The organism is Frankia sp. CgJB1, from assembly GCF_977947065.1.
In genome coordinates this window covers 1-11,725 of record NZ_CDWTNB010000128.1, presented here as the reverse complement: position 1 = coordinate 11,725, position 11,725 = coordinate 1, and the positions used below count along the sequence as shown (strand labels likewise).

Below are 11,725 nucleotides of genomic sequence, written 5' to 3'. Positions count from 1 at the left end.
TCCAGGACAGGCTCTCAGTGTCGCCGCGACGGGCGGCCGTGCTCCGCGGCCTTCCCGCCGCGGACCACTGCCTGTCGCCGCCCACCTGTCGGGTCGGCGCGACGCCGGCCGCCCGAACGTGGCGCGCCCGGGTGTGGCCCAGGAGTCAGACCCCGACCGGTGGGGCACTGGCCCCTTCGGCCCACCCCGCCTCAGCACCGACGGCCGGGGCCGGGGCAAACTGGGTCCGATACAGCTCGGCATAGAGCCCGCCGCGGGCCAGCAGCTCCTCATGGGTCCCGCTCTGCACGATCCGCCCGTCGTCGACCACCAGAATGCGGTCGGCGTCACGCACCGTGGACAGCCGGTGCGCGATGACCAGGGATGTCCGTCCCACCAGCGCCGCGGTCAGCGCCTGCTGCACGCCGGCCTCGGACTCGCTGTCGAGATGCGCGGTGGCCTCGTCCAGCACGACGATGCCCGGTTCGCGCAGCAGCAGCCGTTCGCGCAGCAGCAGCCGGGCGATGGCCAGCCGCTGCTTCTCCCCGCCGGACAGGCGGTAGCCCCGGTCACCGACGACCGTGTCCAGGCCGTCCGGCAGGGAGCGCACGAGCAGCCCGATCCGCGCCGCGCCCAGAGCGGTCCACATCTGCTCGTCCGAGGCGTCCGCCCGGGCGAAGGCCAGGTTCGCGCGGATGGTGTCGTGGAACAGATGCGCGTCCTGGGTGACCACACCGACGACGGACCGCAGGGACCGAAGGGTGAGATCGCGGACGTCGTGCCCGCCGATGCGTACCGACCCCGACCGCACGTCATACATGCGCGGAACGAGCTGGCTGATCGTCGTCTTGCCCGCTCCGGACGGGCCGACCAACGCGATCACCTGCCCCGGCTCGACCCGGAAGGTGACATCGTGCAACACCGGCGTGGGCACCCGCGGGTCGAGTACGGCGACCGACTCCAGCGACGCCAGGGAGACCTCGCCGGCGGCCGGATAACGGAAACCGACATGATCGAACTCGATGGTCGTCGCGCCGGCCGGCAGATCGACGGCGCCCGGCCGGTCGGCGATCGCTGGCTCCAGATCGAGCACCTCGAAGACCCGCTCGAAGGACACCAGCGCCGTCATGACGTCGACGTGCACGTTGGAGAGCTGGGTGAGCGGCCCGTACAGCCGTCCGAAGTAGGCCGTGAGCGCGACCAGGGTGCCGACCTCCAGGCTGCCCTGGGCAGCGAACCGACCGCCTATCCCGTAGACGATCGCGGTCGCGAGCGAGGCGACCAGGGTGAGCGAGACGAAGAATATGCGGCCGTACATAGCCTGGGTCACCCCGATGTCACGCACCCGCCCGGCCCGAACGCGGAAGTTCTCGTCCTCCCGTTCCGCCGAACCATACAGTTGCGCGAGCATCGCTCCGGACACGTTGAATCGTTCCGTCATCGTCGTGTTCATCTCGGCGTTCAACCCGTAGCTCTCCCGGGTCAGCCTGGCCAGGCGGGGCGCCAACAAGCGGGCCGGAATAATAAATACCGGCAGCAACACGAGCGACACGAGGGTGATTCGCCAGGACAGCACCAGCATCGCGGCGAGCACGAATCCGGCGGACAGGACATTCGACAGCACCGACGACAGCGTGTTGGTGAACGCCGACTGCGCGCCGAGCACGTCGTTGTTCAACCGGCTGATGAGCGCCCCGGTCTGGGTCCGGGTGAAGAAGGCGAGCGGCTGGCGCTGCACGTGCCGGAACACCTGGCTGCGCATCTCGTAGATCAGACCCTCGCCGATCCGGGCCGAGAACCAGCGCTGCGCGAGCGACAGACCAGCGTCCAGGAACGCCAGGCCCGCGACGACCGCGGCGAGCGCCTGCACGAGCCCCACCCGGTGGCGCACGATGCCGTCATCGATGATCGTTTTGAGGATCAGCGGAACAACCGCACCGACAGCCGAGCTGAGCACGATGAGCGCGAGAAAGTAGGCGAGCTGCCGCCGATGGGGACGGGCGAAGGCGACGATCCTGCGCAGGGTACCGGGCCGCAGCGAGGTCCGGGTGACCGAACGGTCCTGTTGGAAGGTACGCATCGTAGACCAACCATCCATTCCCGGTCGCATCAGCCCTCCTGGCGGCGGCGCTTACTGTGTTACGTAGTGCTTACTACGTAACGATGTAAGCAGGAATTGCGGACGGGCATTCCCGCGGCGGGTGCGGCTCGTCAGGCGTGCTGGCTGCAGCTTGGCACGGCACGGAGCGAAACGGATGCCGAAGCGGGAGACAGCCGGTACGGAGCCGGCGCAGGAGCCGGTCGGGGCTGCCGGTCACCCCGCCGCGGGGTCGTCACCGGCAGCGGAGCGGGCGGTGACGACGCGTTCCCAGGCCTCGTCCTCGGCCCGCTCGTCGAGACGGTCGGAGCGGGTAGCGGGACGGGAGCGCCGCACGCCGCGCATCAGCGCCTTCATCTCGGCCGCGATGTCGCGGGGAACCGCGAGGAGCGCCGCGACCAGCACGCCGACCTGCTCGTCCAGCAGCTCACGCGGCAGGACCCGCTGGGCCAGCCCGATCCTGGCCGCTTCGTCGGCGGCGAGCTCGCGGCCGGTCAGGCAGAGGTCCAGGGCATTCGCGTAGCCGAGGAGCTCGACCAGCCGACCCATGGCACCGGCCGCGGGCAGGAGGCCGTCACGCGCCCAGGTCAGCCGGAAGCGCGCATCCTCGGCGAGAACCTGCAGGTCGCAGGCGACCGTCACCGCGAGACCGAGGTCGCCGACCGTCGTGTCCACGACGGCCACACTGATCAGGTCGGACCGATCGGAGACCCGCCCCATCGCGTCGCGCCATGCGCGATATCCCGCGGCCGGGGACAACCGCCCCACGGCGTCCGCGGGCCCTTCCTCGCCCACTCGGGGTGCGGGGTCGGTAAGGTCAGCGGCCGGTGGGGGGCGATGACCCATCCGGACAACCAGGACCCGGACCTCACCGGTCAACCGCCGCAGTTCGCCGGCCAGCGCCGACGCGAGAGCCGGGAACGAGCCGGCCCCGCCGGTATCACCGGGATCCGTCATCCAGATCGTGACGAGAGGCCCGGCGACCCGCACGTGCAGTCCGGCCGCCGCCGCCGCTACAGCGGCGGCGGGGACCGCCATGATCAGGAGCTTTTCTTCTTGGTGCCCCGGGTCGCACCACCCCGGCCGCGCAGGGTCGTACCCGACTCCGAGAGGATCCGGTGGACGAACCCGTACGAACGACCAGAGGACTCGGCGAGCAGGCGGATGCTCTGCCCACCTTCGTACTTCTTCCGAAGTTCGGCGGCAAGCTTGTCCCGCTCGGCGCCGGTGATCCGGGTTCCTTTCCTGAGCTCGGCCAACGTGGCCCCCTCCGTGTTCGATGATCTGCGAACCGATCTTCACTCAGCTTGAGTAAACGCGCCACTCGAAGCAGATGTGATCCATCACACGCGGCGCCGGTGCATGACCGTGCCCTCGCGTTCCTTCCTCCACGCCGGCGGTCACCAGCGATGGCACGGGTCGCACCCACCCGCTGGCGCAGCAGGCGCGCCTGGCCGAGGGTGCTACCGAGATCAGTGTCCCCAATCCCCGGTACGCGGCCCGACAACAGCATCGGCGCGTCGCCACGAACATCGCCATCTTCGCGCTCAAGATCTTCTCTCGATGCAACGCTGCAGGTACGACCATCAGTCGATCACTGTACAGAGCGAGCCGACGGACCGCGAACGCGGCCGATCAATTCGACTGATTCCTCACATCCGACACCGGTTGTCCACCCCGTCGGGGCCGGCCCGCTCCCGTGCTGAGGCCCGGTCCGACGAGATCGCGGACGGCTCGTCGCACCCCTGCCGGCGCCCCCGCCAGCACCTCCGGCATCCGGCTCGGGGGAACTCCGGCGTTGGGAGCGGACCGGACTCGTTACCGTGCAGCGGTGGTCGGTGACGTGATGATCTCCGGGTCGGCACCGAAGGTGCCCAGCTACGCGGCCTGCCTCGGTACGGACCGGTGAGCGCGACGGACGGCGCCTCCGACCCGACCGCTGTCGCCGCCTCCAGCCGGTTGCCCGGACCGCGCGGCGGCCTGTCCCGGCCCTGGGCGGGGTCCGCCGGGCGCACCGAGGCCGGCGAGGCGGCGCTGTGGCTCATCCTGGTGGCCTGCGGTCTCATCGGCACGTTCCTCGTCTCCACCGGCGACCTGGATCTGGACATCGGTGACCCGCCGCTGCGCGGCGGGTGGGCTCCCCGTCTCGATTCCCTCGTCCTGGTCCCGCTCGTGATCGCCGTGGTCGTGGTCGCCCTCACCGCCTGGTGGGCCTCGACCACCCCCCCGGCGGCCACCCCGAACACCCCGGCCACCCCGAACACCCCGGCCACCCCGAACACCCCGGCCACCCCGGCCACGGCGACCACCCCGAACACCCCGGCCACGGCGACCGGCCCGGTGAACAGGCTGCCCTGGACCGCCCTGCTCGTCCTGGGCTACGTCGGATCGCTGGCGTGGAGCGGCACGCTCGCGCTGGTCGCACCCGGGGAGATCACGGCGGATCTTCGCATCCCGGCGGATCTCCTGGCGGCGGCGAAGGCCGTCGGTGACGATCCGCTCGGCTTCCTCGCCACCTACACCGCGACCACCGCGCACGCCGCGGCGGGGACCACGGCCGTCCTGCCGACGCATCCTCCGGGCCCCGTCCTGACCGTCTGGGTGCTCATCAGGGTGGGGATGCACGGTGCGGTCGCGATCGGGATACTGTTCACCGCCCTGGGCGCGCTGGTCGTCCCCGCCGTCTCGATCGCGGTGCGCTCGTTGTGCCATGAGACGGCCGCCCGACGCCTGGTCCCCGTCCTCGTCCTGGCCCCGTGGAGCGGATGGACGGCGGCATCCCCGGACGCCGTCACGGCTACCCTGGCCGCCCTGGCCGTCGCGGTGGGGGTGGTCGGATGCGAACCGGGTCGGCGCTCGATGTGGTGGGCGCTGGCAAGCGGGCTGCTGCTCGGCCTCGCGGGGCTGTTCGGCTACGCCCCGGTATGGCTTGGCGTGGCGGTCGCCGCGGCCTACTTCGTCCGCCGTCGCCCGATCCTCAATGTCATGACCGGTCTGGGTGCGCTCCTGCCGCTGTGGCTCTTCTACGCGTGGGGTTTCTCCTGGCCCGACGGGCTGGCCCTGGCGAGCGCGCCACGGCCGGGGCTCGCCGGCACGCTGGCCTGGATCGTCGTGGACCTGACCGTGGTCGTCCTCGTCTGCGGGCCGGTTCTCATCCGGGCGGCGCGCCGCCTGCGGCTGACCCCGGGCTGGCCGCTGCTGGTGGGGGCCGGCGCGACGATGCTGTTCGCGACGGTCCTCGGGCTGGCCGATGGCGACGTCGAAGATTCCTGGCTGCCGGTGTTCCCCTGGTTACTGGTGGCCGCGGTGGCGCCTCGTCCCCGACCGGAGCTGCCCGGAGACAAGCTACGAGCGGGAAACCTGCCGGTGGTACTGATGTCCCTCGGCGTTCTGAGCGCGCTCGCGCTGCGGCTCTGCCTCGCCGACGGCACCGGCTGACGGATCCCGTCGTCGGCCCGGCTCGTCGCGGAGGATGTCGGGCTCGAGGAAGATGCGCAGCGGAACCGCCACCGCGGCCCGCAGCGCCGCCTCCGCGCCGTTGATGGTGGCGGCCACCTCGGGCATCGCCAGTTCCGCCCCGATACCGATCTTGGCGGCGACGAGCAGCTCGTCCGGCCCGAGGTGCAGTGTGCGCAGGTGGATGGCCGTGGCGACGCCCGGGGCGGCGGCGAGCGTGCCGCGGATGGTGGCGACCATTCCCGGGGCGGCGGCCTCGCCCACCAGCATGCCGTACGCCTCGGTCGCCACGAGGACGGCCACGATCAGCAGGAGCACGCCGATGGCCAGCGTTCCCGCGCCGTCCCAGATCGGGTCGTCGAGTGCCAGGGTCAGCCCGACCCCGAGCAACGCGAAGATCAGCCCCAGCTCGGCTGCCAGGTCCTCCAGCAGGACGATGGGCAGTTCCGGGGTCCGCGCCTCCCGGATGAACCGCCACCAGGACTGGTCGCCCTTCGTCTTCTTCGACTCGCGGATGGCGGTCGCGAAGGAGTACGACTCCAGCAGCACCGCGGTCAGCAGGACGACGACCGCGACCAGCCCGCTCTCCAGCTCATGCGGATGGCGCAGCTTCTCGACGCCCTCATACACTGAGAACAGCCCACCGACGCTGAACAACACGATCCCGACCAGGAAGCCGGCGATGTAACGCGCCCGCCCGTACCCGAAGGGATGCTCCTCGTCCGGCGGCTGGACGGAACGTTTCTGGCCGAGCAGGAGCAGGCCCTGGTTGCCGGAGTCGGCCACCGAGTGGATGGACTCGGCCAGCATCGACGACGACTGGGTGAACAGGAACGCGACGAACTTCGCCACCGCGATACCCAGATTGGCGATCAGTGCCGCCATGACCGCCTTGGTGCCGCCCTGCGTACTCACAAAGGTTCTCCATTCCGTTCCCGGGGCAGGGTTCCTGCTCAAGCCAGGGTGATGAGCTCGGCCAGATCGGGTGACCAGTTGTCCTCGACCCCGTCCGGCAGCATCAGGACCTTCTGCGGGTCGAGTGCCTCGACGGCCCCCGGGTCGTGGGTGACCAGGACGACCGAGCCCCGGTACGTGGCGAGCGCGGCAAGCACCTCGTCGCGCGAGGCGGGGTCGAGGTTGTTCGTCGGCTCGTCGAGCAGGAGGACGTTGACGGAGCTGCAGACCAGTCCGGCGAGCGCGAGGCGGGTCTTCTCGCCGCCGGACAGGGTCTCGGCGCGCTGCTCCACGCTGTCTCCGCTGAACAGGAACGCGCCCAGGATGCGACGCAGCTCCACGTCCGACGCCCCCGGCGCGGCGGCCCGCATGTTGTCCAGCACCGAGCGGCTAGTGTCCAGCGTCTCGTGTTCCTGCGCGTAGTACCCGAGACGCAGACCATGACCGGGATGCACCTGACCGACGTCGGGCGCCTCCTGGCCCGCCAGGATGCGCAGCAGCGTGGTCTTGCCGGCACCGTTCAGCCCGAGGACCACGACCCGCGAGCCGCGGTCGATCGCGAGGTCCACGCCGGTGAACACCTCCAGCGAGCCGTAGGACTTCGACAGTCCGGTGGCGGTCAGCGGCGTGCGGCCGCACGGAGCCGGGTCCGGGAAGCGCAGCTTGGCTACCCGGTCGGCGACGCGCGCCTCGGCGAGCCCGGCCGCGAGCCGCTCGGCCCGCCGGTCCATCTGATGGGCGGCCCGCGCCTTGGTCGCCTTGGCGCGCATCTTGTCGGCCTGCGCCTTCAGCGAGTCGATCTTCTTCTCGGCATTGGCGCGTTCCCGGCGACGGCGACGCTCGTCCAGCTCGCGCTGGTTGAGATAGGTCTTCCAGTTCACGTTGTAGACGTCGAGGGTGGCCCGGTTGGCGTCGAGGTGGAAGACCTTGTTCACGCACTTGTCGAGCAGGTCGACGTCGTGGCTCACCACGATCAGGCCACCCGTGTGAGCGCGCAGGAAGTCCCGCAGCCACCCGATCGAGTCGGCGTCGAGGTGGTTCGTCGGCTCGTCGAGCAGCAGGGTCGCGTCGGCGTTGCCGGACCCGGCGAACAGGATGCGAGCGAGTTCGACCCGCCGCCGCTGCCCACCGGACAGGGTGCCGATGGGCTGGACGAGCACCCGGTCAGCCAGGCCCAGCGACGAGCAGATCCGGGCAGCCTCCGCCTCGGCGGCATAACCGCCGAGCGTCCCGAATCGCTCCTCCAGGCTGCCGTAGCGGCGGATCGCCGCGTCCCGCGCCGTGGTGTCGACCAGCTCGGCCATCTCCAGCTGCAGCTTCTCCATTTCGCGCAGGAGAACGTCGAGACCACGTGCCGACAGCACACGATCACGAGCAGTGTCGGCCAGATCGCCGGTACGCGGGTCCTGGGGGAGGTAACCCATCTCACTCCGGAGGTCGACGGTGCCGGCGAACGGCAGCCCCTCCCGGGCAAGCACCTTCAGCAACGTCGTCTTGCCGGCCCCGTTGCGCCCGACGAGACCGATCCGGTCGTTCGGCTGCACCCGGAAGGATACGGGCTCGATCAGAGTGCGGGCTCCAGCACGCAGTTCGAGCTCGGACACAATGATCATCGAGGTAGGGCCTCTTTCGGGCTTCCAGACAACGCCGGGCGAGCGTCAGAGCGTTACACCGGCGACGTCGGGTTGACACGGACAACGGCGGGGACCCCACCAGAGCACTGCGAACCGGGACGACCGAGGTCGGGCACGGGGTAGGTCGGGCACAGGGCAGGTCGCGCACTGTGCCCACCAAGGACGGCACGGTCGGGCACGCGACGATCACGATACGACGATGCTCATGACCTCAAGAGTACGGGGGGCATAGGCCGCTGTGGCCGCCGGCTAGCCCTCGGGCAGGCCCGCCACGCGCCAGAGCGTAGGGTGCCCGTGCGCCCACGGTCACCCGCCGTCGTCCGGGTGGCCGCGCGCCGGCCAGGCCGGTGCCCGCCCGCCACGAGAACATGGACGACGTCCGTCCACCGCCCAGCCGCAGGCGTCGCCGCGCCTGCGCACCGATCGAAAGGCACACCATGTCGACGCTCCTCGTGACCGGAGCCGCCGGGTTCATCGGATCGAACTTCGTCCGCTACTGGCGGACGCGGCATCCGGGGGACGCGGTCGTGGCGCTCGACGCCCTGACCTACGCCGGCTGCCGGGAGAACCTCGCCGACGTCGCGGACCGCGTCACGTTCGTCCACGGCGACATCCGTGACCAGGAGCTCGTCGAGTCGGTGCTGCGGGAGCACTCCGTGGACGTGGTGGTGAACTTCGCCGCCGAGTCGCACAACAGTCTGGCGATCATTCGCCCCGGCGAGTTCTTCTCGACGAACGTGATGGGTACCCAGGCCCTGCTCGAGGCGGCCCGCACGGTCGGGGTGGCCCGCTTCCACCAGATCTCCACCTGCGAGGTCTACGGCGACATGGACCTCAACGACCCCGGCGCCTTCACCGAGGACTCCCCCTACCTCCCCCGCACGCCCTACAACGCGGCGAAGGCCGGCGGGGACCACGCCGTACACGCCTATGGCTTTACCTACAACCTCCCCGTGACGATCACCAACTGCTCGAACAACTACGGTCCCTACCAGTTCCCGGAGAAGGTCATCCCCCTGTTCGTGACCCGGGCGCTGCAGGGCGAGTCGCTCCCGATGTACGCCTCCACCACGAACCGGCGCGAGTGGCTGCACGTGATGGACCACTGCCGGGCGATCGACGCGGTTCTGGACCGCGGGCGGCTCGGCGAGACCTACCACGTCGGATCCGGCGTCGAGGCGGACATCGAGACGATCGCCGACACGGTGCTCGCCGAGCTCGGTCTGCCCGCGTCGTTGAAGACGATCGTGCCCGACCGTCCCTCGCACGACCGCCGCTACCTGCTGGACTCCACCAAGCTGCGGACCGAGCTGGACTGGGCGCCGTTGATCGACTTCGCCGAGGGCATGCGGTCGACCATCGCCTGGTACAAGGAGAACGAAGCCTGGTGGCGTCCGCTGCTCGGTCGCTCCCCGGTCTCCGAAACGGCCTGGACGAGCTGACAGCCCCAGCCGAGCTGAGCCGTCAGCCGCCGGTCAGCGACGCGTACAGCCGCGCGGTGCGCTCGGCGATCGCAGCCCAGCCGAACTCGGTGACGGCCCGGTCCCGGCCCGCGTGGCCCATCGCGGCCGCCCGGACCGGGACCGCGAGCACCTCGTTGACGGCCCCGGCCAGCGCGCCGGGGTCGTCGGGCGGCACCAGCAGACCGGTGACGCCGTCGTCGACGACCTGGGGAATGCCACCAACCCGGGAGGCGACGACCGCGGTGCCGCACGCCATCGCCTCCAGGTTGACGATGCCGAGCGGCTCGTAGACCGACGGGCAGACGAACACGGTGGCATGGCTGAGCAGCTGGATCACCTCCGGCTTCGTCAGCATCCCGGGCAGCCAGACCACGCCGTCGCGGCCGGCGCGCAGGCCCTCGACCAGGTCGGTGATCTCCGTGAACAGCGCAGGGGTGTCCGGGGCCCCGGCACAGAGCACGAGCTGCGCCCGGGGGTCGATCGCCGCCGCCGCCCGCAGCAGCACCGGCAACCCCTTCTGCCGGGTGATCCGCCCCACGAAGATCACCGTCGGCCGATCCGGGTCCACCCCGTGGCGTTCCAGCACGTCGGTCGCGGTGCCCGGACGGTACTCGTCGGTGTCGATGCCATTGCGGATGACGTGCACGCGGGCCGGATCGACCGCCGGGTAGGCATCGAGGATGTCCGCGCGCATGCCCGCGCTGACCGCGACCACGGCGGCCGCCGACTCGATCGCGACCCGCTCGCACCAGGACGACACCCGGTAGCCCCCGCCCAGCTGCTCGGCCTTCCAGGGACGCCGGGGCTCCAGCGAGTGCGAGGTCATTACGTGCGGGACGCCGCCGAGCAGCGCGGCGAGATGGCCACCGAGATTCGCGTACCAGGTGTGCGAGTGGATCACGTCCGCGCCGGCCGCCGTGGCGGCCATGGACAGGTCCATCGACACGGTCCGCAGCGCGTCGTTCGCATCGGCGAGCGCGGCCCAGCTCCGGTACGCCGCGACCGCGGCGACGCCCGGGGCACCCGCCCTCTCGACCACCGGCCGGTCGACGGCACCGGTCGACGGCACCGCACCCGCGGGCCCACCGCCCGGTGCCCCGCCGCCCGGCGCCGGCCCCTCGCGGTGGACGGTGAGGTCGACCAGCCGGGCGAGCTCCCGGCTCAGGTACTCGACGTGCACACCCGCCCCGCCGTAGACGTCCGGGGGGTACTCCCGGGTGAGCATGGCGACGCGCATGTGCGGTCTCTCCCAACGGTGCCGTGACGGGACGGGTGCGGGCGGATAGGGGGATGGCGGCCGGTTCAGTCGGCGATCGTGATGCCCTTGCCGACGACGGTGACGCCCTGCTCGCTCACGGTGTAGCCGCGGGCGCGGTCCCGGTCCTTGTCCACCCCGACCTGGGCGCCCGCCGGCACGTGCACGTTCTTGTCCAGGATGGCGTCGCCCCGGCCGACGACCACGTTGTCCAGGAGCACCGTGTGGTCGACCTCGGCCCAGGAGTTCACCCGCACTCCCGGGGACAGCACCGACGAGCGCACCGTGCCCCCGGAGATGATGACTCCGTTGCTGACGATGCTGTTCATGGCCGTGCCGGTGCGCTGCAGGCCATCGTGCACAAACTTCGCCGGTGGCAGCGAGGGGATGCTGGTGAGGATCGGCCACTCCCGGTTGTAGAGGTTGAACACCGGGTCGAGCGCACACAGATCCATCTGCGCCTCGAAGTACGAGTCGACGGTGCCGACGTCGCGCCAGTAGCCGCGGTCACGCAGCGTCGTGCCCGGGACGACGTTGCCGGCGAAGTCGTACACCGCCGCCGCCCGCTGGGCCACGAGCATCGGGATGATGTTCCTGCCCATGTCGTGGACGCTGTCCTCGTCGGCGGCGTCCTTGCGCAGGGCGTCGATCAGCGCGTCCGTCGAGAAGACGTAGTTGCCCATCGAGGCGAACGTCTCCTCGGGACTGCCCGGCAGACCCGGCGGATCGGCGGGCTTCTCCAGGAACGCCTCGATCGTGCGGCCGTCGGGCGCCGTCTAGATAACCCCGAACGCCCGGCCCTCGGATCTCGGTACCCGCAGCCCGGCGACGGTGACGCCGGCTCCGCTGTCGAGATGCTGGGCGACCATCTGCCGCGGGTCCATCC

The 11,725-nt window shown here is 70.8% G+C and carries 8 protein-coding genes and 1 pseudogene; 2 read left to right on the top strand and 7 right to left on the bottom strand.

Translation table 11 applies throughout. The features are described from left to right. Nucleotides 1–145: 145 nt before the first annotated feature. The 3 genes from AC08OT_RS14560 to AC08OT_RS14550 all read right to left on the bottom strand — a co-directional run bounded on the left by AC08OT_RS14560 (nucleotide 146) and on the right by AC08OT_RS14550 (nucleotide 3,336). Nucleotides 146–2,089 (bottom strand): ABC transporter ATP-binding protein, encoded by a 1,944-nt coding sequence (locus AC08OT_RS14560; protein WP_476594589.1) that lies wholly within the window; start codon nucleotides 2,087–2,089, stop codon nucleotides 146–148. A gap of 204 nt (nucleotides 2,090–2,293) precedes the next feature. After that, nucleotides 2,294–3,115 carry an enoyl-CoA hydratase/isomerase family protein gene (locus tag AC08OT_RS14555; protein ID WP_476594590.1) on the bottom strand — a complete coding sequence of 274 codons (822 nt, stop codon included), beginning with the start codon at nucleotides 3,113–3,115 and terminating at the stop codon, nucleotides 2,294–2,296. 2 nt (nucleotides 3,116–3,117) lie between these two features. Beyond that, complete coding sequence (locus AC08OT_RS14550) at nucleotides 3,118–3,336, bottom strand: helix-turn-helix domain-containing protein (protein WP_248840730.1); 219 nt, start codon at nucleotides 3,334–3,336, stop codon at nucleotides 3,118–3,120. 646 nt (nucleotides 3,337–3,982) lie between these two features. Between AC08OT_RS14550 and AC08OT_RS14545 the strand changes: the two genes are divergently transcribed. Continuing rightward, nucleotides 3,983–5,515 carry a hypothetical protein gene (locus AC08OT_RS14545; protein WP_476602915.1) on the top strand — a complete coding sequence of 511 codons (1,533 nt, stop codon included), beginning with the start codon at nucleotides 3,983–3,985 and terminating at the stop codon, nucleotides 5,513–5,515. Here the strand turns inward: AC08OT_RS14545 and AC08OT_RS14540 are convergent. Further along, nucleotides 5,423–6,448 carry a cation diffusion facilitator family transporter gene (locus tag AC08OT_RS14540; RefSeq protein WP_476594132.1) on the bottom strand — a complete coding sequence of 342 codons (1,026 nt, stop codon included), beginning with the start codon at nucleotides 6,446–6,448 and terminating at the stop codon, nucleotides 5,423–5,425. The genes AC08OT_RS14545 and AC08OT_RS14540 overlap by 93 nt on opposite strands. Before the next feature lie 38 nt (nucleotides 6,449–6,486). Further along, nucleotides 6,487–8,100 (bottom strand): ABC-F family ATP-binding cassette domain-containing protein, encoded by a 1,614-nt coding sequence (locus AC08OT_RS14535; protein WP_476594131.1) that lies wholly within the window; start codon nucleotides 8,098–8,100, stop codon nucleotides 6,487–6,489. Nucleotides 8,101–8,558: 458 nt separating this feature from the next. On the opposite strand from AC08OT_RS14535, the gene rfbB reads away from it, so the two are divergent. Beyond that, the gene (rfbB, locus tag AC08OT_RS14530) at nucleotides 8,559–9,563 is read left to right on the top strand and encodes a dTDP-glucose 4,6-dehydratase (RefSeq protein WP_476594130.1); all 1,005 of its coding nucleotides are present in this window, start codon (nucleotides 8,559–8,561) and stop codon (nucleotides 9,561–9,563) included. 22 nt (nucleotides 9,564–9,585) lie between these two features. On the opposite strand, the gene glgA is transcribed toward rfbB, so the two are convergent. Further along, nucleotides 9,586–10,821, bottom strand: coding sequence for a glycogen synthase (gene glgA / locus AC08OT_RS14525; RefSeq protein WP_476594129.1), 1,236 nt, complete (start codon nucleotides 10,819–10,821; stop codon nucleotides 9,586–9,588). Between the two features lie 65 nt (nucleotides 10,822–10,886). Beyond that, nucleotides 10,887–11,725: pseudogene (locus AC08OT_RS14520) on the bottom strand (GlgC family sugar phosphate nucleotidyltransferase); the annotation flags it as partial.